The sequence below is a fragment of the Nocardiopsis sp. NPDC101807 genome, from assembly GCF_044766605.1.
GTDB classification, from domain to species: Bacteria; Actinomycetota; Actinomycetes; order Streptosporangiales; family Streptosporangiaceae; genus Nocardiopsis; species Nocardiopsis tropica.
In genome coordinates this window covers 654,071-675,007 of the sequence record NZ_JBIWMK010000003.1, presented here as the reverse complement: position 1 = coordinate 675,007, position 20,937 = coordinate 654,071, and the positions used below count along the sequence as shown (strand labels likewise).

Genomic DNA, 20,937 nt, shown 5'->3' with positions numbered 1-20,937 from the left:
CGGGTCCGGGCCGCCCCCGACCGCACCGCACCGCCACGACACCTTCGAGGAAGCCCATGACCGCTCAGACCACGCCCGACACGGCGCGGCGCGGGCCCACCGCGCGCGAACCCGCGCGGGGGGAGCGCTGGATACGCCGGACCCCGCTGCTGCCGGGCCTGCTGTTCGTCATCGCGATGACGCAGATCCCGTTCCTGTTCACCGTCTACTACAGCTTCCAGGACAGCAACCTGCTGCGCCCGGACTCCGGCTCCTTCGCCGGGATCGCCAACTACGGCCGGGTCCTGGGGGATCCGCTCTTCCGCAACGCCGTCGCGAACACGGTCGTCCTGACCGTCGGCGCCGTCCTGCTCTCCCTGGCCCTCGGGCTGGCGCTCGCGGTCCTCCTCGACCGCTCCTTCCCCGGCCGGGGGATCGTGCGCACCCTCCTGATCACACCGTTCCTGGTCATGCCCGTCGCCGCGGCACTGCTGTGGAAGACGTCCGTGTACCACCCCGTCTACGGACTGCTCAACTGGGCGCTGTCCCCGTTCGGGGTCGAGGCGGACTGGGTCAACGACTTCCCGCTGCTGTCCGTCGTCATGGTCCTCACCTGGCAGTGGACGCCGTTCATGATGCTCATCATGCTCGCCGGCCTGCAGAGCCAGTCCCCGGAGGTGCTGGAGGCGGCGCGCGTCGACGGCGCCCGGCCCCTCGCCGTCTTCCGCCGCATCACCTTCCCGCACCTGCGCCGCTTCGTGGAGCTGGCGCTGCTGCTCGGCACGATCTACATCGTCCAGACCTTCGACGCCGTCTACATGATCACCCAGGGAGGCCCCGGCCAGGCCAGCACCAACCTGCCCTACTTCATCTACCTGCAGGCCTTCCGCGCCTTCGACGTGGGCGAGGCCGCGGCCGCCGGGGTCATCGTGGTGGCCGCCACCCTGGTCGTCGCCATGTTCGCCCTGCGGGTGGTCTCCAGCCTCTTCGAGGAGGAGTCGTGACAAGCGTGACCGAGGCGCCGGCCCCCGCCGCAGCCCCCGGGGCGGGGCCCGCCCCCCGCAGGCGCCGGCGCCGACCGCTGCGCCCCGCCGTGGGCCTGCTCGCCTGGGCCGTGGGACTGCTGTTCTTCTTCCCGGTCCTGTGGATGTTCCTCACCGGGTTCAAACAGGAGTCGCAGGCCTCCACCGACCCGCCGACCCTCTTCTTCCTCCCCACCCTGGACCAGTACGCCGCCGTGCTCGGCCGCGACTTCGTCCCGTACCTGCTCAACTCGCTCCAGGCCTCGGTCCTGTCCACGCTCCTGGCCGTCGCCCTGGGCCTCCCGGCCGCCTACGCGCTCTCACTGGTGCGCGTCCCCCAGTGGCGGGACTCGCTGTTCTTCTTCCTGTCCACCAAGCTGCTGCCGCCGGTGGCCATGATCCTGCCGCTCTACGTCATCGCCCAGAACCTCGGCGCCCTGGACGACGCCCGCACCCTCACCCTCGTGTACACGGCCATGAACATGCCGATCGCCGTGTGGATGATCCGCTCCTTCCTGGTCGAACTGCCCAAGGAGGTGCTGGAGGCCGCCCGGATGGACGGCGCGCCCAGGCTCACGGAGATGCGGCGCGTCATCCTGCCGATGATCGCGCCCGGCCTGGCCGCCACCGCCCTGATCTGCTTCATCTTCGCCTGGAACGAGTTCTTCTTCGCCGTCAACCTCACCGCCACCCGAGCCGCCACCGTGCCCGTGTTCCTCGTCGGCTTCATCAGCGGCGAGGGGCTGTTCTGGGCCCGCCTGTCCGCCGCCTCCACCATGGCGGCCCTGCCCGTGATCATCGCCGGATGGACCGCCCAGCGCTGGCTGGTCCGCGGCCTCTCCCTAGGAGCTGTGAAGTAATGCGTGCACTCGTCGTCACCGAACCCGGCCGCTTCTCCCTGGAGCGGGTGGAGGATCCCGCCCCCGGACCCCGCGAGGTGGTCGTCGCCCCCTCCGCCGTGGGCGTCTGCGGTACCGACCTGCACATCATCGACGGGGAGTTCGCCCCCACGCCCTACCCGATCGTCCCCGGACACGAGTTCGCGGGAACCGTCGTCGCCCTCGGCGCGGAGGTCACCGGCCTGGCCGTGGACGACCGCGTGGCCGTCGACCCCTCCCTGTTCTGCGGCGCGTGCTCCAAATGCGTCGTCGGCCGGGGGAACCTGTGCGAGAGCTGGAACGCCATCGGCGTCACCGGCCCCGGGGCCTGCGCCGAACTCGCCGTCGCCCCCGCCGCGTCCTGCTATCCGATCCCCGAGCACATGCCCTTCTCCCACGGCGCGCTCATCGAGCCCCTGTCCTGCGCGGTGCACGGCTTCGACCTGCTCCCGGGCCGGGTCGGGGAGCACTACCTCGTGTACGGGGCGGGCACCATGGGCCTGCTGATGGCCCAGCTCGCCCGGTCCGCCGGGGCCGCGAGCGTGTCCGTCGTGGACCCCAACAAGGACCGGCTGGCGGTGGCGGCCTCCCTGGGCGCCGACGCCGTCGCCCCCGGCCCCGACGAGCTCGACCGCCGCGACTGGGAGGTCGTCGTCGACTGCACCGGCGTGGTCGCCGCCATCGAGGACGGGCTGACCCGCGTCGCCCGGGGCGGCACCTTCCAGGTGTTCGGGGTGGCGCCGGCCGAGGCCACCGCGTCCTTCTCGCCGTTCCGCGTCTACAACGACGAGATCACCGTCGTGGGCAGCATGGCCGTCCTGCACAGCTACGGGCGGGCGGTGGACCTCATGGCCAAGGGCGTGGTCGACGCCGACGCCATGGTCACCGACACCTTCGCCCTGGACGGATTCGGGGACGCCGTCGACGCGTTCCGGGCGGGCCGCGGCCGCAAGCTCCAGATCAACCCCCAGCTGTAGAGGAGGGATCCGCCGTGGCATCGGTCGGTTTCGAGAAGGCCACCCACTTCTACCCGGGCTCGGAGGCGCCCGCCGTCGACGAGCTGAGCCTGGAGGTGGAGGACGGGGAGTTCCTGGTGCTCGTGGGTCCCTCCGGGTGCGGGAAGTCCACCTCTCTGAGGATGCTCGCGGGGCTGGAGGAGGTGGACTCGGGGACCATCCGCATCGGGGGCGAGGACGTCACCGACAGCGGCCCCCTGGAGCGCGACATCGCGATGGTCTTCCAGTCCTACGCGCTCTACCCGCACATGTCGGTGGCGCAGAACATGGGGTTCGCCCTGGAGATGGCCAAGGTCGCCAGGCCGGAGCGGGAACGCAGGGTCCTGGAGGCCGCCCGGCTCCTGGACCTGGAGCCCCTGCTGCACCGCAGGCCCAAGGCCCTCTCCGGGGGCCAGCGCCAGCGCGTCGCGATGGGGCGCGCGATCGTGCGCGAGCCCCGGGTGTTCCTCATGGACGAGCCCCTGTCCAACCTGGACGCCCAGCTGCGGGTGTCCACCCGCACGCAGATCGCCGCGCTCCAGAAGCGGCTGGGCGTGACCACCGTCTACGTCACCCACGACCAGGTCGAGGCGATGACCATGGGCGACCGGGTGGCGGTGCTCAAGGACGGGGTGCTCCAGCAGTGCGACAGCCCCGTGCGGCTGTACGAGTGCCCCGCCAACGCCTTCGTCGCCGGGTTCATCGGCTCCCCGGCGATGAACCTGAGGGAGTTCCCCCTGGTCCGGGAGGGGGTCCGGGTCGGCGACGCCGACCTGCCGCTCACCCCCGGCCAACGGCGCGGGCTCGCCGCCGAGGGCGCGTCCTCCGCACTGCTGGGCTTTCGCCCCGAGGCGGTCGACCTGGTGGGGGAGGGCGAGGGGTTCGCGATGGAGGTGCTCCTGGTCGAGCACCTGGGCGCCGACTGCTACCTGTACGGCGGCCTCCCCGGGCACCCGGCCGACGGCGACCTGGTGGTGCGGGTGGCGCCGCACGCGGCTCCGGCGGCGGGCGCGACCGTGCGCCTGGGCGTGCGCCCCGGACGGGTGCACGTGTTCTCGCCGGGGACGGGGGAGCGCCTGGACGGCTGAGCGCCCCGCCGCCGCCCGCGGACCGGGCGGCGGCGGTCTCCGCGGTCCAGGCGCCCCGCGCGGGCGGCCCCTCCCGGCGGCACGGCCCCCGGGAGGGGCGCCCCGTGTCCGGGGCGGTACGGGGAGGGGTCAGCGCAGCTCCGAGACCCCGCCGAACGCCCCCCGGTGGTAGACGAGCGGCGGACGCGGATCGTCCAGCACCAGCGTGTGCGTCACCTCCCCCACCACCAGCCAGTGGTCGCCGATCAGGCGGGTGTCGAACCGGGAGCAGACCAGGTGCGCCGCGGCCCCGTCCAGCAGCGGAACCTGCGACGGCCCACGGCTCCACACCGTCGGCGGGGCGAACCGGTCCTCCCCCCTGCGCGAGAACCGTTCGGCCAGGTCGGACTGCTCCTCGGTCAGCAGCTGCACCCCGAACTCGCCCGCCCTGCGCAGCGCCGGCCAGGTCGTGGAGGACTCCGCGATGTAGAAGGACACCAGGGGCGGGGCGAGGCTGACACTGGTGAAGGAGGTGGCGGTCAGCCCCACGGGCCGCCCCTCCACGCTGGCGGTGACGATGACGACCCCGGCCGGGTGGTTGCGCAGCGTCGCGCGGAACCGGTCGGACTCCGCCAAGGACGGGGAAGCGGTCTCGGTGATACTCAACGGACTCTCCCTTGTGGTGGGTGAAGAGAGGGGGGACTCAGACGGCGGCCGATCCGGTGCGCACCGCCGCGCGCAGGGCCGGGGCCGCGCGCTCGGCCCACGGCGCGAGCACCCCGTCCAGGCGCGGGGCGCCGCCGGCCCCGCCGTCGGCGGGGACCGCGTCCCGGAGCAGGGCCGGCCCGGACACGGGCACGGTCGCGCCCAGTGCGAGCAGCAGCGGACGCAGGTGCACGTCCACGGCCAGGGTGTGGGCCGCGGACGCCGTCACCAGCACGGGGACGGCCGTCACCCCCGTCAGCCCCCCGGACGGCAGCAGGTCCAGGAACACCTTCAGCAGACCGGTGTAGGTCGCCCTGCGGGTGGGGCTGGCCACGATCAGCAGGTCGGTGGCGCGCACCCTTCCCAGGGCCGACCCCACCTCCGGCGGGGGACCGGGGGCGAGCAGCATCCGGCGGATCCGTGACAGGTCGAGCAGGTCGTCCGGCCCGGGCGCGTCCCGCAGCCCGGCGGCGGCCGCGGCGTGGCGGGCCACGGCCAGGCCTGCGGTGGCGGTACGGGAGTGCGGCCGGGGATCGCCGACGAGGACGGTGGTGGTGGTCATGGCGGTCTCCAGGGCGGGGGGCGGTCAGGACGTGGCCGGGGCGGCCGCGGCGAAGGGGACGTGGGAGGCGGCGGGCTCGTCCCCTCCTTCCGGGTGCTCCCACAGCCCGCGCTCCCGCAGCAACGGAAGTACCCCCTCGCCGAACCAGTAGGCCTCCTCCAGGTGGGGGTACCCGGACAGGACGAACTCGGTGGCGCCCGCCCGGTGGTACTCCTCGATCAGGTCGGCCACCTGGGTGTGGCTGCCCACCATGGCGGTGCCGGCCCCGCCCCTGGCCAGGCCCACGCCCGCCCACAGGTTGGGGTGGATCTCCAGGTCGGAGGCGCTGCCGCCGTGCAGTTCGAGCATCCGGCGCTGGCCCTCGGACTCGCTCCTGGCCAGGTGGTGCTGCACCTGGCCCACGGTGTCGGGGGCCAGCCCGTCCAGCAGGCGCCGGGCCTGCGCCCACGCCTCCTCCGCGGTGTCCCGGCTGATCACGTGCAGCCGCACGCCGTAGTCGAGCGTGCGGCCGCGCTTGGCCGCCAGGGCGCTGACCCGGTCGATCTTGTCGGCGACCGCGCCGGGCGGCTCGCCCCACGTCAGGTACGTCCGCACGCGGCGGGAGGCCACGTCGAGCGCGGCGGGGGAGGAGCCGCCGAAGTAGACCGGGGGGAGGGGGTCCGGCGCCTTCGCGAGCCGGGCCCCCTCCACCGTGACGTGCTTGCCCCGGAAGTCGACGGTCTCCCCGCGCCAGAGCCGTTCGACCACCTGGAGGAACTCGTCGGTGCGCGCGTACCGGGCGTCCTTGTCGAGGAAGTCGCCGTGCTGCCTCTGCTCGGCGGACTCGCCGCCGGTCACCACGTTGAGCAGCAGGCGCCCGCCGCTGAGCCGCTGGTAGGTCGAGGCCATCTGCGCCGCCAGGGTGGGCGAGAGGAGCCCGGGGCGGAACGCCACCAGGAACTTCAACCGACTCGTGCTCCCGACCAGCATCGCCGTGCTCAGCCAGGCGTCCTCGCACCAGGCGCCGGTGGGGGTGAGGACGCCCTCGAACCCCAGCTGTTCGGCGGCTCCGGCGATCTGGGCGAGGTAGTCGAGGGTCGGTTCGCGGGTCCGCCAGGCCGAGGCCACGACGTCGGCGCCGTGGCCGCCGCCGACGATGCCGCGGCTGTCCCCCTGCGTGGGCAGGAACCAGTGGAAGGTCAGGGGCATTGAGGGACGCTCCTCCGTTGCGGGATCAGATCTGACCGTGCCGCGGTGGGCGGCGGCGGTTGAGGGAGTACTCCCCGACGTGCTGGACCTTCCAGCGCACCGGGTCGTGGACGGTGTGGGTGCGGGCGTCGCGCCAGTGGCGGTGCAGGTTCTCGGCGTCGGCCGCGGCCCGCGTGCCCGCCACCTCGAACAGGGCGGAGGAGACCTCCACGGCGGCGCGGCCGCCGGCGACCTTGGCCGCGGCCACGGCGACGGAGGCCTCGGCGGCGGCGTCCTCCGCGCCGGGGGAGCCCCCGGCCAGGACGGCGTCGGCGGCGTCCACCCGGTCGGCGGCGGTGGCCAGCAGGGCCTCCGCGGCGCGCACCTGGATCTCCAGCTCGCCGAACCGGTGGACGAGCAGCGGGTCCTCGGGCGCGGTGTCGACACCGCTCTCGAACCAGGGGCGGCTCTTGGAGCGCACGAACGCGGCGGCCCCGGCCAGGGCGCCGCGCGCCGCGCCGACGTCGACGGCGGCGTGCAGCAGCTGCGCGAACGCGCCGTAGGTGGTGGGTCCCTCGAAGGTCAGGTACTGGGGCAGGACCAGGTCGTCGGGCACGGCCACGTCGGCCAGGCGCACCGTGCCGCTGGCGGTGGTGCGCTGGCCCATGCCGTCCCAGTCGTCCTCGACGCGCACGCCCGGGGCGCCGGCCGGGACGAAGGCGATGTGCGGGCGCGGCCCGTCCGGCGTGGCCGCGGGGGCGACCACGGCGATCCAGTCGGCGAGCAGCGAACCCGTGGCGTAGTACTTGCTGCCGTCGACCCGCCAGCCGTCGCCGCCGCGCTCCAGGCGGGTGGCGTGGGTGTGCGCGGTCCTCCCGGACCGCTCGGCCTGGGCGTTGGAGACCAGCGAGCCGGCGAGGACGTCGCCGAACACCCGGGCCTGCGCGGTCCCGCTTCCGCGCAGGCGCAGCGCGTTGAGGAACGCGAAGTGCGGCTGCGGGATCTGCGCCAGGCTGAGGTCGGCGGCGCCGAGCAGGCGCAGGACCTCGGCGACGGTCCCGGCCCGGACCCCGGCCCCGCCGTGGGCGCGCGGCACGGTGATCCCGAGCAGGCCCGACCGGCCCAGCTCGCGGACCTGCTCCCGGGGCAGAAGGCGCTCGCGGTCGCGCTCGGAGGCGCCCTCCGCGAACCGGGGGGCCAGGGCGCGGGCGGTCTCGACGGCCTCCGCGTCCGAGGCGATGACCCGGGCCTGGCCGCCTGTCGTGCCGGGGACGGGACCGGTGACGGTCTCGGACATGGGGAACCTCCTGCTGGGACGCACGCCGACCTGTGCCAGTAAATACCTACCGGAATTATGGGGAATCAAAGCACAGGTCGGCGCGCGAAGGGCGCCGGTTCCGTGTCCTCGGCGTGGCGTTCGACCGGGGGTTCCGTGCGGGGCCGATCGGGGGGCTGTCCCGCGCGGGGCCCGGGAGCCCCGTCCCGCCGGGGACGCCCGGTGTGCGGGGCGGGCCTGTTCGGGTGCGGACATCGGGCCGGCCTCCCGTCCGGTCGCGCGGGGTGCGGCGTGGAGGGCGTTCCGGGCCGAGGGTCGGGCGGCTCCGCGCATGGCAGCCCCCTCGGCCCGGAACACCGGGACCGGCCTCGCGTTCGTCCGTCCGGCGGGGTGGCCCGGACGGCGCGGGTGGTCGGCGGGTCCTGGCCGACGGCTCCGCGATTCCGTCGGCCACGTCCACCAGCCTGATCCTCTAACCCCATTTTGTCAACCGAAAAAGTAGGGAATCTCCGCCGGGGTGGAGCGGCGGGCGGAGGCCGGGGGAGGGCGTGCAGGTGGGGCCGGGTGTGCTGGAGGGTGCGGTGCGTCCGGGGCGGGAGTGGCGCGTGTGTCGGAAGGCTTCTACCAACTAAACCTGTAGGGAATGTGGTTTACTGCGGTCATGGCAGTCAGAACACCGTCACACCCGAGGCCGCGGCAGAGGGTTCTCGCCTTCGACGAGCACTGTTAGCGGCCACCGGACCAGCGCAGACTCCGACCGCCCACGACTCCGAGAGCAAGAAGCCATGACCGACACAGCCGCCGCGCCCGCCGCCGCGCCGACACCGCTCACCCTGGACCGCCTGTCCGAGCTGACCGCCGCGGTCGCCGACGAGGTTCGACAGGGGCTCCACGAGATCCGCTTCGACGCCGAGAACCGCTGGTCCGTCCGCCTGCGCGCCGACGACTACACCGACGTCTGGCTCATCTCCTGGACCCCGGACCAGTCCACCCGGCTCCACGACCACGCCGGCTCGCTGGGCGCGCTCACGGTCGTCGCCGGGGAGCTGGTCGAGCGCTACTGGGACGCCGGCCTGCGCGAACGCACCCTCGCCGACGGCGGGGGCGCGCGGTTCCCCCTCGGTCACGTGCACGACGTCGTCAACGCCGCCGCCGCGCCCGCCGTCAGCGTGCACGCCTACTCGCCGCCGCTGACCGCCATGCACTACTACGAGGTCAGCGGCGACGCCGCGCTGCGCCGCACCGGCAGCATCCTGACCAGCGACCCCGAGCCCGACGTCCCCACGCTGGACGCCGTGCCCACCGCAGGGGCGGGGGAGCGGCGGTGAGCGCGATCGAACGGCTCCTCGACGGCAAGCGCGCCCGACTCGAACGGCTCTCGCCGGTCGAGGCGCTGCGCGCGCAGGAGGAGGGCGCGCTGCTGGTCGACACCCGCCCCGCGGTCAACCGCGAGGCCGAGGGGGAGATCCCGGGGGCGCTGGTGATCGACCGCAACGTCCTGGAGTGGCGGCTGGACCCCAGCAGTCCCGACCGGGTGCCCGAGGCCGACTCCGCCGACCGGCTCGTCGTGCTGTTCTGCAACGAGGGGTACGCCTCCAGCCTGGCCGCCGTCCAGCTCCAGGAGCTGGGGCTGTCGAGGGCCACCGACATGGCCGGCGGCTTCCGCGCCTGGCGCGCCCGAGGACTGCCCACCACCGAGCCCGTGCTCCGCGCCGAGCCCTGACCCGGGGCCGCGCTCCGGGGTCGGGTTCCGGCCCTGTGCCGGGGCCGGTCCCGTCGCCGTGTGCCGGACGCCGGGGTCGTGCTCCCCGTATCGTCACCGCCGGGCCGTCGGGCCCGGTTCCGTGCCCCTGCCGGGCGCCGGAACCGGGTCCGGCGCCCCGCGCGGCCATTAAATACACTAAATGAGTAGGTTTAGTGTATTTAGTCGCCGTTCCGTTCGTATCCCGTCCCGTCCCCCGAGGGCGCCCCCGCGCCCGGAGATCGAGGAGAACCATGAGCGAGACACCCACCACGCCCGCGTCCACGCCCGAACCGCCTCCCCCACGGCCCCGGTGGCGGATCGGCGAGGACTGGGCTGCCACCGTCACCGGACTCGTGCTGCTCGGACTGGCCCTGCTCGGGGTCATCCCGGCGGGACTGGTCCCCTGATGGCCGCGCACACCCCCGGAACCGGGGAAGACGCCTCCCGGGCCGACGGCCCCGGCGCGACCGGGACCGCGGGCGGCACGGCGGCCGGCCCCGACGGCACCGCCGTCGCCCCCGAGGGCGGCGCGGCCGGCGACGGCGGGGACGGCCTCCGGGAGGAGGCGGACGCCCCGCGCGGACCCGGCGCACCGCTCTGGTCCGCCCTCGGCGTCCTCGTGGTCCTCGCCCTGGCCGCGGCCACCCGCTTCCTGGAGTCCTGGGTCCCCGCCGCCGCGGAGGGGACCCCCTGGGGCGGCTTCGCCGAGGCCGTCGAGTACCCCGTCTACGCGATCCTGCTCGGCCTGCTGGGCAACCTGGCGCTGTCCCTCCTCGGGGTGCGCGACCGGCTGGCCCCGGCGTTCAGGACCGAGTTCCTCATCAAGACCGGTCTGGTCCTGCTCGGCTCCACGGTCCTGTTCGACGTCATCGCCCAGGCCGCCGGACCCGCCGTCCTCCAGGCCCTGTTCCTGGTCACGTCGGTGTTCCTGTTCACCTGGTGGGTGGGCGGCAAGCTCGGCCTGGACGACCGTCTGCGGGCGCTGCTCGCCTCGTCGGTGTCCATCTGCGGGGTCAGCGCCGCCATCGCCGCCGCCGGGGCGGTACAGGCGCGCAGGGAACAGCTCGCCTACACCGCGAGCCTGGTCATCCTGTTCGCCGTCCCCTCGATCTTCCTGCTGCCGTGGCTGGTCGGCGTGCTCGGACTGAGCACCGCCCAGGCCGGCGCGTGGATCGGCGGCAACATCGACACCACGGCGGCGGTCGCGGCCTCGGGGGCGATCGTCGGCGAGGAGGCCCTCCAGATCGCCTCCATCGTCAAGGCCACGCAGAACGTCCTGATGGGCGTCGTGGCGGTGCTGCTGACCGCCTACTTCGCCTTCAGGGTCGCACCCGCCGAGGGCGGCGGCGCGGTGGAGCGCCCCGGCCTGCGCACCCTGTGGGACCGGTTCCCCAAGTTCGTGCTGGGGTTCCTGGCCGCCTCGGTCGTCGCGACCCTGTGGTCCAACGGCCCGGCGGCCGACCCGCAGGCGGGCCTGGACACGGCCAGGGCCCTGCGCGACTGGTTCCTGATCGCGGCGTTCACCAGTATCGGCCTGGAGTTCAAGCTCGGCTCGCTGCGCGAGGCGGGCTGGCGGCCGATCGGCGTGTTCGGCCTCGCCACGGTGTTCAACCTGGCGGTCGGCCTGCTGCTCGCCGTGCTGCTCTTCCGCGGCTTCGCCTTCTAGGGGCGTCCGGCCGGGGCCGCCCCGGCCCGAGGAGGAGAGGGGCGCGGCGCCTCCCGGCGGGGGCGCCGCGCCCCGCCGCGTCCGGGGGGCGCTCCGGCCGGGGCGGCGGGTCCCGGGAGGCGTTCCCGGGGCGGTCCGGGGCCGCGTGGTTCCCGGACGGGACCGCCGCCCTTCCGGAAGGGGCGCCCGGCGGGGCCGGCGGCGGCCCCGCCGGTCATTCGCCGGGGGGCGGCGACGGGGGGCCGTGGTAGATGTAGCCGACCTTGCGCACGGTCGCGATGAGGTCCCCGGCCCGGCCGAGCTTGCGGCGGAGCCGGTGGATGTGCACGTCGATGGTGCGCGAGTGCAGGTCCTTGCGGGTGCCCCACACGCGCTCCATCAGCTCGCCGCGGGCGATCGCGCGGCCGGGGGAGCCGGCGAGGCACTCCAGGAGTTCGTACTCCTGGTAGGTGAGCTCGATCTCCCGCCCGCCGGACCAGACCCGGCGGGCGTCGCGGTCGATGAGCAGTGCGGAACCCGGGGCGGGGAGCGGCCTGGCGCGGGCGTGGGGCTCGTCCACCACCACCCCGTAGACCAGCATGTACTTGCCGCTCTCGGGCAGGGGCAGCACGCCGAGGAGCGAGTGGTCGGAGCCGGGGCCCGTTGGGGAGGTCAGGACGGGGCCGACGGCGTCGTCCGGCCCCGCCGCCGGCCGGGGCAGAGCGGTCAGGGACGGTTCGCCGCGCAGCGGGGCCGCGCTCCGCAGGGGCACGGCACGGGTGTCGACGCTGGGGAGTGAGCTGTGTGCGCTGAGCATGCCACCATCATGCGCCGTATTTCCGTTAATTTCTACCGGATTAGTCGGTAATATGGTCCGTGTGGTTCACGCCACGCGACGAGCGGGACGAAACGGATTATTCCTACCAATCCGGTGGGATAGTGTCTGATTGGGTCGGTAATGCCCCACGGGGGCACTGCCCGCCCGGACCGACGGTGTTCGCGCCGACGCCGGGACCCCCGCGATCCTCCACCCCACGATCCCTCAAGGAGTGCACATGCGCACGACCTCAGCCGTCATCGGCGCCGCCGCCGTCACCCTGGCGCTCTCCGCCTGCGGCGCCCCCAGCGAGCAGGCGGCCGAGGCCGAGAACGGCGGCGGGGACGTCCTGACCGTGGGGGTCAGCCCCGTGCCGCACGGCGACATCCTCGCCTTCATCGACGAGAACCTCGCCGAGGAGGCCGGGCTGGACCTGGACATCGTGGAGATCTCCGACTACAACACCCCTAACGCGGCCCTGGTCGAGGGGGAGCTGGACGCCAACTACTTCCAGCACCGCTCGTTCCTCGGCGAGTGGGTCGAGAACGGCCCCGACGCCGAGCTCACCTACATCACCGACGTCCACATCGAGCGCCTCGGCCTCTACTCCGAGAGCGTCGAGAGCGTCGAGGACCTGCCGGACGGCGCCGAGGTCGCGGTGCCCAACGACCCCGCCAACCTCGCCCGCGCGCTCGGCGTCCTGGAGGCCGAGGGCCTGATCACCGTCGACCCGGAGGCGGGCGAGTCCGCCACCGAGAACGACATCACGGACAACCCCCGGGACATCACCGTCACCCCGCTGGAGGCCGCCCAGCTGCCGCGCTCGATCTCCGACGTGGACGCGGCGATCGTCAACGGCAACTACGCCATCGAGGCGAACCTGCCCGAGGAGTCCAACGTCCTGGCCTGGGAGCCGGAGGGTGAGGACTACGTCGAGGCCTACGCCAACGGCCTGGTCGCCCTGGAGGAGAACGCCGACGACGAGCGCGTCCAGCTGCTCGCGGAGCTGCTGCACGACGAGCGCGTCCTGGAGTTCGTCCAGGAGTCGTGGCAGGGCGTCGTCCTGGCGGTCGACGGCGACGGCAACGTCGTCGAGACCGGTGGGGCGGCCGACGAGGAGTAGCCGTCCGGCGGCCCGGCCGGCCGCCGCGCACCCCCCGTTCCCCCGAGGGCGGTGGAGCCTCCCGGCTCCACCGCCCTTCGCCGTGTCCGGGGCCGGGTGCGGGGTCCTCCGCGGCTGCGCCCGCGGGTCGCCGGTCACGCTCCGGGGGCTGTGTCGGACGCAGCGTGACCAGGGGTTTCCCGCCGTCGGGAGGGCGAATTTGTGACCTGCATCACCATGGGGCAAGTTCCACAAAACCTACTCATTTAGTAGAGTTTTACACGACCGGCCCGACCCTCCCCGAACCCCCGAATGAGGACCCGAGATGAGCATGCGCACGTCTGTGCTTCCGACCGCCGCCGCAGTACTGGCACTGGGACTGGTCGCCACCGGGTGCGGGAGCGAGGGGGAAGGGGGCGGCGGGGACGGGGGGTCCGGCACCCTCACCCTGGGCTACTTCCCCAACATCACCCACGTCCCGGCCCTGGTCGGCGTGGAGAACGGGACCCTCGCCGAGGCCCTCGGCGACACCGCGCTGGAGACCCAGACCTTCAACGCGGGCCCCGACGCCATCAACGCCCTGTTCGCGGGGGAGGTCGACGCGACCTTCATCGGCCCCAACCCCGCCATCAACGGATGGGCGCAGTCGGACGGCACCGCGCTGCAGATCATCGCCGGGTCCACCTCCCGGGGCGCCGGACTCGTGGTCCGGCCCGGCATCGACGGTGTCGAGGACCTGCCCGGCACCACCCTCTCCACGCCGCAGCTGGGCAACACCCAGGACGTGGCGCTGCGCTGGTTCGCCCAGGAGCAGGGCTGGGAGGTCGACACCGAGGGCGGCGGCGAGCTGTCCGTCCTGCCCCAGGACAACGCCGAGATCATCGACAGCTTCGTCCTCGGCGAGATCGACGGCGCGTGGGTGCCCGAGCCGCACCTCAGCCGCCTGGTCGAGGAGGCGGACGGAGAGCTCCTCGTGGACGAGGCCGACCTGTGGCCGGAGACCGGCGGCGAGTTCGTCACCACGCACCTGATCGTCAGCGCCGAGTTCCTGGAGTCCGACCCGGAGGCGGTCGAGGACCTGCTGCGCGGCCACATCGAGACCGTCGACTGGATCAACGAGAACCCCGAGGACGCCCAGACGGCGGCCATCGCCCACCTGGAGGCCCTCACCGGCGGCGGGCTCTCCCCCGAGGTCGTCGCCTCCGCGTTCGAGAACGTGACCTTCACGGTCGACCCGATCGCCCCCTCCCTCCAGGGCGGCGCCGAGCACGCCGAGGCTGTCGGCCTCCTCGACCCGGTGGAGCTGGACGGCATCTACGCCCTGGACCCGCTCAACGGCCTCCTCGCCGAGGCGGGCCGCGACGAGGTCGCCGGGCTCGGCTGACGGACGGCGGGGGACCGCTGCCGCCCCCGGACCGGGTTCACCGGCCGGGGGCGGCGGGGCAGGGGCCCGCCCCCGAGTTCCCCGGGCCGGGATCCTGTCGGCGGACACCGCGCGGCCCGGGCCGCGCGGTCGCGGTCACGCGCTTGTGGCGACCCTCCAGTGGTGACCGTCGGGATCGGTGAAGCGCCCGGCGTAGCCGCCCCCGCCGGTCGGGGCCGCCGGGGCGGTGACCCGCCCGCCCGCGGAGTCCGCTGCGGCGAGAAGGGCGTCGACCTCCTCGCGGGAGCCGGCGGTGTGCGTGAGGGCGAGCGCGGAGAAGCCCTCGCCCTGCCCGTCGACCCCCGCGTCCCCGGCGAGCGCCCGGCGCGGCAGCAGCCCCAGGCGGCACGCGCCCGCGGAGACGGCGAAGTCGACGAACTTGTCGCCGTAGTCGTGGTCGGCGACCATGCCCAGCGCCTCGTAGAACACCTTGGACGCCTTCGGCCCTGCGACGCCGAGGAAGACGGCGGTCTCGGTCGGCCGAGGTACGGCGGGAACGGGGCCCTTGTCCTTCTTCGAGGCGGCAGCCAGCTTCCAGACGGCCCCGTCCGGCGCCCGGTGGACGGCGGCGAACTCGCCGAAGAACTCCTTCCTTGCCGGTTTGACGACCGTCGCGCCTCCGGCGGTGGCGGCGTCGAGCAGAGCCCTGACCTCGGCGGGCCGCTGGACGATCGAGGAGAGGACGTAGCCCCGGAAGCCTGAGGTCGCGGGGTCAGCCCCGCAGGCCGCAGCGAGCTCGTCGATCCGCCGGAACGCGAGCCGGCCGGTGCCGTGGAGGTCAAGTTCGGCGTTGCGTCCGTCGTCGGCCGCGGCCGAGAACGCGGACGCGTAGAAGGCGTGTGCGGCCGACACGTCCGGTACGCCCACAGTGATGATGTCGGTTGAGAGGGTCATCGGGTGCTTTCCTCGTGCTGTCGGGGGTCTGTCGAATGCGCGGGCGCGGCCCGTCCGGCTCAGGGGAGCTGGTGGACGCGGACGAGGTTGCCCGCGGGATCGCGGAAGGCGCAGTCGCGGACCCCGTAGTCCTGGTCGGCGGGTTCCTGGACGACGTCGGCGCCCGAGGCCCGGACGCGGGCGAAGAACCCTTCGAGGTCGTCCGTGGCGAGCGTGACGGAGGCGTAGACGCCCTTGGCGATGAGTTCCAGGACGGTGCGGCGCTCGTCCTCGGAGACGCCCGGGTCGGGGGCGGGCGGGTGCAGCACGAGGGAGGTGCCGGGCTGCCCGGGCGGTCCGACGGTGATCCAGCGCATGTCCTCGTAACCCACGTCGTCGCGGACCTCGAAGCCCAGGGCGTCGCGGTAGAAGCCCAGCGCGGCCTCGGGGTCGGTCTGCGGCAGGAAGGCCTGGTGGATGGTGACGTTCATGGGCGCCACGCTACGCAGGACTACCGGGGGCGGGCTTCTCGATTCCTGACCGGCCTGTTGACGCGCTTGGCCAGGCAGGGCGGGATCCCCGCGCCGTCCCGGGAGCGGTCGCGCCGGTAGACGCTCGGCGGCACGCCCACCAGTTCGGTGAACCTCGTGCTGAACGTGCCCAGGGAGGAGAAGCCCACCGCGAAGCAGACCTCGGTGACGCTGAGGTCCCCGCGCCGCAGCAGCGTCATCGCCCGCTCGATCCGCCGGGTCATCAGGTACGAGTACGGGGATTCGCCGTAGACGCGGCGGAACTCCCGGCTCAGGTGTCCGGCCGACATGTACGCCCCGCGCGCCAGCGCCTCGACGTTGAGCGGCTCGGCGAACTCGCGGTCGATCCGGTCGCGGACGCGGCGCATCGCGGCGATGTCGCGCAGGCGCTGCGCCTGCGCGCCTCCAGGTTCCATGCCTCCATCGTTCCACGCCGCGCCGACGTTCGGGCGGGTTCGGCCCGCGACCGGCCGGCGCCGGGACGGCGGGGCCGCGCCCGCCCTCTCCGGTCCCGACACACCCGGGCAAGGGTCGGTGATCTGGATCACATTATGCGGAGTGGTGTCGGCCGTGCGGGCGGGGCTCAGGGGAGCGGTGGGCGGTCGATGCCGGGCATCGTGACCGACGCGCCGTTCTGACCTGGGGCTTCTCGGTGGGTGGGATGGCTCGGGATCGTGATCCCGGGTGTTTGGGCTGGTCATTCGGGAAGCGGGGGACGATTCGCCTGCTTCCACAAAACCTACTTATTAAGTAGAGTTTTTCTCGTCCTCCGACGCAGCACGAAAAGGACCACTCCATGCGTGTGCCCTCCCTCCCGCTGAGAACCGCCCTGGCGGCCCTGGCCCTCGGCCTGGCCGCCACCGGGTGCGGGGCGGCCGGCGCCGAGGAGGCCGACGGATCCTCGCTGACCCTCGGCTACTTCCCGAACATCACCCACGCCCCCGCCCTCGTCGGCGTCCAGGAGGGGATCATCCCCGGCGCCCTCGGCGAGGACGTCGCCTTCGACACCCGCGTCTTCAACAGCGGCCCCGACGCCGTCAACGCCCTGTTCTCCGGCGAGGTCGACGCCGCCTACCTCGGCCCCAGTCCCGCCGTCAACGGTTGGGCGCAGTCCGAGGGGCAGGCGCTGCACGTCGTCGCCGGGGCCGCCACCAGGGGGACCGGGCTCGTCGTGCGCGAGGGCATCGACTCACTGGACGACCTGCGCGGCACCACCCTGGCCACCCCGCAGCTGGGCGGCACCCAGGACGTGGCTCTGCGCTGGCTCGCCGAGGAGCAGGGCTGGGACGTCGACACCGCCGGGGGCGGAGACCTGTCGATCGTCCCCCAGGCCAACGCCGAGACCGTGGACGCCTTCGCCCTCGGCGAGATCGACGGCGCCTGGCTGCCCGAACCCCACCTGAGCCGGGTGCTCGCCGAGGACGACGCGCACCTGCTCATCGACGAGGCCGACCTGTGGCCGCAGACCGGCGGCCGGTTCGTCACCACCCACCTCGCGGTCGGCGCCGAGTTCCTCGACCGCAACCCCGAGGTGGTCGAGGACCTGCTGCGCGGCCACATCGCCTCCGTCGACCTGCTCGACGAGGAGCCCGAACGGGCGCGGGCGGCCGCCGGGGACCATCTGGAGTCCCTCACCGGCGCGCGGCTCGACCCCGGCATCACCGCGGCGGCCTTCGACAACGTGGCCTTCACCGTCGACCCCGTCGCCCCCTCGCTGCTCGCCGGCGCCGACAGGGCCGAGGCCGTCGGCCTGCTCGAACCCGTCGACCTGAACGGAATCTACGCCCTCGACCTGCTCAACGGACTCCTCGCCGAGGACGGCCGCGAGCTGGTCGCCGGGTTGGAAGGGTAGAGGCCCATGACCACCGTCACCGAGACGCCCGCGCGCACCGCCGCCGTGGAGATCCAGGACATCTCCAAGGTCTTCGGACACGGCAAGGGCGCCGTGACCGCGATCGACGGGATGTCCGTCACCGTCGGCACCGGGGAGTTCCTCGCCATCGTGGGCGCGTCCGGCTGCGGGAAGAGCACCCTGCTCTCCCTGGTCGCCGGACTCGAACAGCCCACCACGGGCAGCGTGGACGCGGGCGGCCACAAGGTCGCGATGATGTTCCAGGAGGCCGCGCTGTTCCCGTGGCTGACCGTGGGCGCCAACATCGAGGTGCCCATGAAGGTCAACAAGGTGCCCCGGGCCGAGCGCAGGAAGCGCGTCGCCGAACTCCTGGACCTGGTGAGGCTCACCGGCTTCGACCGCAAGCGCCCCCACGAGCTGTCCGGCGGCATGCGCCAGCGCGTCGCCCTGGCCCGCGCGCTGGCCCAGGACGCGGACGTGCTGCTCATGGACGAGCCGTTCGGCGCGCTGGACGCCATGACCCGCGACATCCTCCACGACGAGCTGGAGCGGATCTGGCGCGAGAAGGAGCTGACCATCCTCTTCGTCACCCACAACGTGCGCGAGGCGGTGCGCCTGGGCGACCGTGTCGTCCTGCTGTCCAGCCGCCCCGGGCGGGTGATCGACGCCTTCCCGGTCGAGGGAGAGCGCCCCCGCCGGATCGACTCGGTGCAGATCGCCGAGCAGGCCGCCACCATCACCGACCGACTCCGCGAGGAGGTCTCGCGCCATGCCTGACACCGACGTGCGGGACGACCAGCGCCGCGTCCGCGGTCTCGACGCCCTCGAACTCCAGCCCCGGCGCGGCACGGGGGAGCGCAGCGCCGCCGAGACCGCGGGGAGGATCTGGTCCGCCACCTGGCCCAAGCTCGCCGCGGTGGCCCTGGTGCTGCTCGCCTGGCAGGCGGTCGTGTGGTCCGGGTGGCGGACCGAGTTCGTCTTCCCCGGGCCGGACAGGGTTCTGCCGACCCTCTTCCGGGAGATCACCACACCCGAGTTCTGGGAGGCCGTCCAGGTCACCATGAGGCGGGCCCTGACCGGCTTCGCCCTGGCCCTGGTCGTGGGCGTGGTCATCGGCATCGCGGTCTCGCAGTTCAAGCCGCTGCGGGTGGCGATCGGCTCGCTGATCACCGGGCTCCAGACGATGCCCTCCATCGTGTGGTTCCCGTTCGCGATGCTGCTCTACGGCATCAGCGAGTCGGCGATCATGTTCGTGATCGTGCTGGGCGCGGCCCCCTCCATCGCGGGCGGGCTGACGTCGGGCATCGACTACGTGTCCCCGTCGCTGCTGCGGGCCGGCCAGGTGATGGGCCTGCGGGGGGTCCAGCGGTACACGGTGCTGATCATCCCGGCGGCCCTGCCGATGTTCGTCACCGGCCTCAAGCAGGGCTGGGCCTTCGCCTGGCGCTCCCTGATGGCGGGAGAGCTGCTGGTGATCATCAACCAGCAGAACTCCATCGGGTGGGCGCTCAGCCAGGCCCGCCAGCTCAACGACGCCGAGCGGCTGCTCAGCTACATCATCATCGTGCTGGTCGTCGGCATCGTCATCGACGTCTTCTTCAACTGGGCCGACCGGGCCCTGCGCCGCCGCTGGGGCATCACCGGATCCTGACCCGACCGCCACGGGGGCGGGGGAGCGGCCGGGGAGGACGCGCGCGGGGGCGCGCGTCCTCCCCGTTTTCGGCGTGCGGGGCACCGCGGGGCGCCATCCCAAGCAAAGCCAAACAAAGCCACAAGAAGCCAACGAAAAAGCCACACAAACCTGGTTTTTGACGGCTGGTGTGTGATTGACTGCGTTGCGCCACTACCCCCGGCACGTCCCGGTCCCCGCTCGGCCGGCCCGTACCCCCTATGGTTCTTGGAGACGCACATGTCCATCTTCCGCAGAGGCAAGGCCCTGACCTCGTCGGTGCTCGCCGGCCTGCTCCTCACCTTCGGCCTCGCTCTCGCGGCCGCCGCGCCGGCCTCCGCCGCGGGCACCTTCCGGCTCTGCAACGTCGGCTCCGGCTACAGCGCCACCGCGCACTTCCCGGACCGCGGCGGCTTCTCCACCTACGTCGTCAACTCCGGCCAGTGCACCAGCGTGAGCACCAACGGCAACGAGGGCTACTACGTGCAGATCAGGAACAGCGGCGGGCGCCTGAAGTCGACCGGGGGCTACCGCATCCCGAGCGGCCGCAGCGTGGACTTCTCCACCGGCGGCACCTTCGCCGCCCCGCAGTTCCACGCGCAGGTCTACTAGAGGACCGCTCGTACCGGGGCCGGGCCGCGCAGCGCGGCCCGGCCCCGGCGTCGTCGGGCGCAAGGGCCGGCGCGCCAGGTCCCGGTCCCGCCCCCGGCGGCCTCAGGGCAGCAGGCCGGCCAGGTAGACCACGCCGGTGACCGTGATGAGCGCGCCGAGCAGGAAGCGCAGCGGCTGCTCCCCCACACGGCGGGAGAGCCCGATCCCCACCAGGGAGCCGAGCGCGCCGCCGAGCCCCAGCGCCAGGCCCACGCCCCAGTCGGGGGCCGCCGGGGCCGCGCCGAAGCCGATCCGGTCGAACACCGCGTAGGCGGTCAGGCCCACCGCGGACGTGGCCAGGGTGGTGGTCAGGGCGACCACGGCGGCCCGCGAGGTCAGCCACCCGGCCACGCCGATGAGCAGCGGCGACAGCAGGGAGCCGCCGCCGATGCCCACCGCCGCGCCGAACAGCGCCGCGCCGCCCGCCGCGAGCGCGAGCAGGGCGCGGCCCCCGCGCGGGGCCCGCGCGCCCCCGGCCCCCGCCGGCGGGGCGGAGGCCCGTGTCCGGCGGACCGCGAGGAGGCGTGCCCCCATGGCGAGCATGAGCACGGCGAGCAGGCCGCGGAAGAGCACGGGATCGGAGAGCCAGGTGACGCGCACGGCGGCGCCCCCCACCGCGCAGGGCACGGCGGCGGCCGTGGCCACGAGCATCTCCGCGCCGTGGCCGCGCGCCGACCGCGCCAGGCGGCTCAGGCCCAGCGGCGTGGCCACCACGTTGTAGAGCAGGTTGGTGGCACTGACCGCGGGCCCGTGCATCCCCAGGGCGCTGAGCTGTACGGGGAGCAGGAGGACGGCCCCGGAGATTCCCACGGGGGCCGTCACGGCCGCGACGGCGAATCCGGCCATGACGGCGACGAGGATCTCCATGCGGCTAACTCTACTGAACAAGTTGGTTTTAGGGGGATTGAGGGGCTTCCTCCGCGGATGTGCGGTGCTGGCGGTGTCCTGGCCCCGAGGCGCCCCGGGCCCCCGCCCCGCCC

23 protein-coding genes are annotated in these 20,937 nt (G+C 73.6%); 14 read left to right on the top strand and 9 right to left on the bottom strand.

Annotated elements, in window-relative coordinates:
* Positions 1–56 precede the first annotated feature (56 nt).
* Genes ACIRPH_RS12370 through ACIRPH_RS12355 form a run of 4 tightly spaced genes read left to right on the top strand, consistent with a single transcriptional unit; the run spans position 57 to position 3,962 of the window.
* Positions 57–983 (top strand): carbohydrate ABC transporter permease, encoded by a 927-nt coding sequence (locus ACIRPH_RS12370; RefSeq protein ID WP_402913023.1) that lies wholly within the window; start codon positions 57–59, stop codon positions 981–983.
* Positions 980–1,861: a carbohydrate ABC transporter permease gene (locus tag ACIRPH_RS12365; protein WP_402913020.1), complete on the top strand. Its 882-nt coding sequence runs from the start codon at positions 980–982 to the stop codon at positions 1,859–1,861. The genes ACIRPH_RS12370 and ACIRPH_RS12365 overlap by 4 nt, the downstream gene beginning before the upstream one ends.
* Positions 1,861–2,856: a zinc-dependent alcohol dehydrogenase family protein gene (locus ACIRPH_RS12360; RefSeq protein ID WP_402913018.1), complete on the top strand. Its 996-nt coding sequence runs from the start codon at positions 1,861–1,863 to the stop codon at positions 2,854–2,856. The genes ACIRPH_RS12365 and ACIRPH_RS12360 overlap by 1 nt, the downstream gene beginning before the upstream one ends.
* A gap of 14 nt (positions 2,857–2,870) precedes the next feature.
* Positions 2,871–3,962, top strand: a complete 1,092-nt coding sequence (locus ACIRPH_RS12355) for an ABC transporter ATP-binding protein (protein ID WP_402913015.1) — start codon at positions 2,871–2,873, stop codon at positions 3,960–3,962.
* Between the two features lie 129 nt (positions 3,963–4,091).
* Here the strand turns inward: ACIRPH_RS12355 and ACIRPH_RS12350 are convergent, their stop codons facing one another.
* From ACIRPH_RS12350 to ACIRPH_RS12335, 4 genes are read right to left on the bottom strand one after another with little or no spacing between them, the layout of a single operon-like run.
* Positions 4,092–4,607 (bottom strand): flavin reductase family protein, encoded by a 516-nt coding sequence (locus ACIRPH_RS12350; RefSeq protein ID WP_402913012.1) that lies wholly within the window; start codon positions 4,605–4,607, stop codon positions 4,092–4,094.
* Positions 4,608–4,644: 37 nt separating this feature from the next.
* Positions 4,645–5,208 carry an NADPH-dependent FMN reductase gene (locus ACIRPH_RS12345; protein ID WP_402913009.1) on the bottom strand — a complete coding sequence of 188 codons (564 nt, stop codon included), beginning with the start codon at positions 5,206–5,208 and terminating at the stop codon, positions 4,645–4,647.
* 24 nt (positions 5,209–5,232) lie between these two features.
* Positions 5,233–6,396 carry an LLM class flavin-dependent oxidoreductase gene (locus ACIRPH_RS12340; RefSeq protein ID WP_402913007.1) on the bottom strand — a complete coding sequence of 388 codons (1,164 nt, stop codon included), beginning with the start codon at positions 6,394–6,396 and terminating at the stop codon, positions 5,233–5,235.
* Positions 6,397–6,421: 25 nt separating this feature from the next.
* Positions 6,422–7,672, bottom strand: a complete 1,251-nt coding sequence (locus ACIRPH_RS12335; protein ID WP_402913004.1) for an SfnB family sulfur acquisition oxidoreductase — start codon at positions 7,670–7,672, stop codon at positions 6,422–6,424.
* A gap of 764 nt (positions 7,673–8,436) precedes the next feature.
* Between ACIRPH_RS12335 and ACIRPH_RS12330 the strand changes: the two genes are divergently transcribed.
* The 4 genes from ACIRPH_RS12330 (at position 8,437) to ACIRPH_RS12315 (ending at position 11,061) form a co-directional block, all read left to right on the top strand.
* Positions 8,437–8,979 carry a cysteine dioxygenase gene (locus ACIRPH_RS12330; protein WP_402913001.1) on the top strand — a complete coding sequence of 181 codons (543 nt, stop codon included), beginning with the start codon at positions 8,437–8,439 and terminating at the stop codon, positions 8,977–8,979.
* Positions 8,976–9,374, top strand: coding sequence for a rhodanese-like domain-containing protein (locus tag ACIRPH_RS12325; protein ID WP_402912999.1), 399 nt, complete (start codon positions 8,976–8,978; stop codon positions 9,372–9,374). Before ACIRPH_RS12330 ends, ACIRPH_RS12325 begins: the two co-directional genes overlap by 4 nt.
* Before the next feature lie 272 nt (positions 9,375–9,646).
* On the top strand, positions 9,647–9,802 hold the full coding sequence (locus ACIRPH_RS12320; protein ID WP_330158336.1) for a hypothetical protein: 156 nt from the start codon (positions 9,647–9,649) through the stop codon (positions 9,800–9,802).
* Positions 9,802–11,061: a YeiH family protein gene (locus ACIRPH_RS12315; RefSeq protein WP_402912996.1), complete on the top strand. Its 1,260-nt coding sequence runs from the start codon at positions 9,802–9,804 to the stop codon at positions 11,059–11,061. The genes ACIRPH_RS12320 and ACIRPH_RS12315 overlap by 1 nt, the downstream gene beginning before the upstream one ends.
* A gap of 214 nt (positions 11,062–11,275) precedes the next feature.
* On the opposite strand, the gene ACIRPH_RS12310 is transcribed toward ACIRPH_RS12315, so the two are convergent.
* A complete protein-coding gene (locus ACIRPH_RS12310) occupies positions 11,276–11,857 on the bottom strand; it encodes a winged helix-turn-helix domain-containing protein (RefSeq protein WP_402912994.1) in 582 nt (193 codons plus the stop codon).
* Between the two features lie 238 nt (positions 11,858–12,095).
* Here ACIRPH_RS12310 and ACIRPH_RS12305 point away from each other — a divergent pair, with 238 nt between their 5' ends.
* Both ACIRPH_RS12305 and ACIRPH_RS12300 read left to right on the top strand, forming a co-directional pair.
* Positions 12,096–12,980, top strand: a complete 885-nt coding sequence (locus ACIRPH_RS12305) for a MetQ/NlpA family ABC transporter substrate-binding protein (protein WP_402912991.1) — start codon at positions 12,096–12,098, stop codon at positions 12,978–12,980.
* A gap of 304 nt (positions 12,981–13,284) precedes the next feature.
* Positions 13,285–14,343, top strand: a complete 1,059-nt coding sequence (locus ACIRPH_RS12300) for an ABC transporter substrate-binding protein (protein WP_402912989.1) — start codon at positions 13,285–13,287, stop codon at positions 14,341–14,343.
* A gap of 135 nt (positions 14,344–14,478) precedes the next feature.
* On the opposite strand, the gene ACIRPH_RS12295 is transcribed toward ACIRPH_RS12300, so the two are convergent.
* The 3 genes from ACIRPH_RS12295 to ACIRPH_RS12285 are packed head-to-tail and all read right to left on the bottom strand — an operon-like array spanning position 14,479 to position 16,201.
* On the bottom strand, positions 14,479–15,276 hold the full coding sequence (locus tag ACIRPH_RS12295; RefSeq protein WP_402912987.1) for a VOC family protein: 798 nt from the start codon (positions 15,274–15,276) through the stop codon (positions 14,479–14,481).
* Positions 15,277–15,335: 59 nt separating this feature from the next.
* Positions 15,336–15,746 (bottom strand): VOC family protein, encoded by a 411-nt coding sequence (locus ACIRPH_RS12290; protein WP_402912984.1) that lies wholly within the window; start codon positions 15,744–15,746, stop codon positions 15,336–15,338.
* A gap of 20 nt (positions 15,747–15,766) precedes the next feature.
* A complete protein-coding gene (locus ACIRPH_RS12285; protein WP_330158330.1) occupies positions 15,767–16,201 on the bottom strand; it encodes a helix-turn-helix transcriptional regulator in 435 nt (144 codons plus the stop codon).
* Positions 16,202–16,581: 380 nt separating this feature from the next.
* Here ACIRPH_RS12285 and ACIRPH_RS12280 point away from each other — a divergent pair, with 380 nt between their 5' ends.
* The 4 genes from ACIRPH_RS12280 to ACIRPH_RS12265 all read left to right on the top strand — a co-directional run bounded on the left by ACIRPH_RS12280 (position 16,582) and on the right by ACIRPH_RS12265 (position 19,918).
* Positions 16,582–17,637 (top strand): ABC transporter substrate-binding protein, encoded by a 1,056-nt coding sequence (locus ACIRPH_RS12280; RefSeq protein WP_402912980.1) that lies wholly within the window; start codon positions 16,582–16,584, stop codon positions 17,635–17,637.
* A gap of 6 nt (positions 17,638–17,643) precedes the next feature.
* Positions 17,644–18,414 carry an ABC transporter ATP-binding protein gene (locus ACIRPH_RS12275; RefSeq protein WP_267945428.1) on the top strand — a complete coding sequence of 257 codons (771 nt, stop codon included), beginning with the start codon at positions 17,644–17,646 and terminating at the stop codon, positions 18,412–18,414.
* The gene (locus ACIRPH_RS12270; RefSeq protein WP_402912977.1) at positions 18,407–19,288 is read left to right on the top strand and encodes an ABC transporter permease; all 882 of its coding nucleotides are present in this window, start codon (positions 18,407–18,409) and stop codon (positions 19,286–19,288) included. The genes ACIRPH_RS12275 and ACIRPH_RS12270 overlap by 8 nt, the downstream gene beginning before the upstream one ends.
* Positions 19,289–19,546: 258 nt before the next feature.
* Positions 19,547–19,918: a hypothetical protein gene (locus ACIRPH_RS12265; protein ID WP_402912974.1), complete on the top strand. Its 372-nt coding sequence runs from the start codon at positions 19,547–19,549 to the stop codon at positions 19,916–19,918.
* A gap of 102 nt (positions 19,919–20,020) precedes the next feature.
* On the opposite strand, the gene ACIRPH_RS12260 is transcribed toward ACIRPH_RS12265, so the two are convergent.
* A complete protein-coding gene (locus ACIRPH_RS12260; RefSeq protein WP_402912973.1) occupies positions 20,021–20,824 on the bottom strand; it encodes a TSUP family transporter in 804 nt (267 codons plus the stop codon).
* Positions 20,825–20,937: the final 113 nt, after the last annotated feature.

Excerpts from the sequence above, each read along its gene's own strand:
- ACIRPH_RS12370 (WP_402913023.1), top strand. The coding sequence starts at position 57 with ATGACCGCTCAGACCACGCCCGACACGGCGCGGCGCGGGCCCACCGCG.
- ACIRPH_RS12360 (WP_402913018.1), top strand. The coding sequence starts at position 1,861 with ATGCGTGCACTCGTCGTCACCGAACCCGGCCGCTTCTCCCTGGAGCGG.
- ACIRPH_RS12345 (WP_402913009.1), bottom strand. The coding sequence starts at position 5,208 with ATGACCACCACCACCGTCCTCGTCGGCGATCCCCGGCCGCACTCCCGT.
- ACIRPH_RS12340 (WP_402913007.1), bottom strand. The coding sequence starts at position 6,396 with ATGCCCCTGACCTTCCACTGGTTCCTGCCCACGCAGGGGGACAGCCGC.
- ACIRPH_RS12335 (WP_402913004.1), bottom strand. The coding sequence starts at position 7,672 with ATGTCCGAGACCGTCACCGGTCCCGTCCCCGGCACGACAGGCGGCCAG.
- ACIRPH_RS12330 (WP_402913001.1), top strand. The coding sequence starts at position 8,437 with ATGACCGACACAGCCGCCGCGCCCGCCGCCGCGCCGACACCGCTCACC.
- ACIRPH_RS12320 (WP_330158336.1), top strand. The coding sequence starts at position 9,647 with ATGAGCGAGACACCCACCACGCCCGCGTCCACGCCCGAACCGCCTCCC.
- ACIRPH_RS12315 (WP_402912996.1), top strand. The coding sequence starts at position 9,802 with ATGGCCGCGCACACCCCCGGAACCGGGGAAGACGCCTCCCGGGCCGAC.
- ACIRPH_RS12310 (WP_402912994.1), bottom strand. The coding sequence starts at position 11,857 with ATGCTCAGCGCACACAGCTCACTCCCCAGCGTCGACACCCGTGCCGTG.
- ACIRPH_RS12305 (WP_402912991.1), top strand. The coding sequence starts at position 12,096 with ATGCGCACGACCTCAGCCGTCATCGGCGCCGCCGCCGTCACCCTGGCG.
- ACIRPH_RS12300 (WP_402912989.1), top strand. The coding sequence starts at position 13,285 with ATGAGCATGCGCACGTCTGTGCTTCCGACCGCCGCCGCAGTACTGGCA.
- ACIRPH_RS12295 (WP_402912987.1), bottom strand. The coding sequence starts at position 15,276 with ATGACCCTCTCAACCGACATCATCACTGTGGGCGTACCGGACGTGTCG.
- ACIRPH_RS12290 (WP_402912984.1), bottom strand. The coding sequence starts at position 15,746 with ATGAACGTCACCATCCACCAGGCCTTCCTGCCGCAGACCGACCCCGAG.
- ACIRPH_RS12285 (WP_330158330.1), bottom strand. The coding sequence starts at position 16,201 with ATGGAACCTGGAGGCGCGCAGGCGCAGCGCCTGCGCGACATCGCCGCG.
- ACIRPH_RS12280 (WP_402912980.1), top strand. The coding sequence starts at position 16,582 with ATGCGTGTGCCCTCCCTCCCGCTGAGAACCGCCCTGGCGGCCCTGGCC.
- ACIRPH_RS12275 (WP_267945428.1), top strand. The coding sequence starts at position 17,644 with ATGACCACCGTCACCGAGACGCCCGCGCGCACCGCCGCCGTGGAGATC.
- ACIRPH_RS12270 (WP_402912977.1), top strand. The coding sequence starts at position 18,407 with ATGCCTGACACCGACGTGCGGGACGACCAGCGCCGCGTCCGCGGTCTC.
- ACIRPH_RS12265 (WP_402912974.1), top strand. The coding sequence starts at position 19,547 with ATGTCCATCTTCCGCAGAGGCAAGGCCCTGACCTCGTCGGTGCTCGCC.
- ACIRPH_RS12260 (WP_402912973.1), bottom strand. The coding sequence starts at position 20,824 with ATGGAGATCCTCGTCGCCGTCATGGCCGGATTCGCCGTCGCGGCCGTG.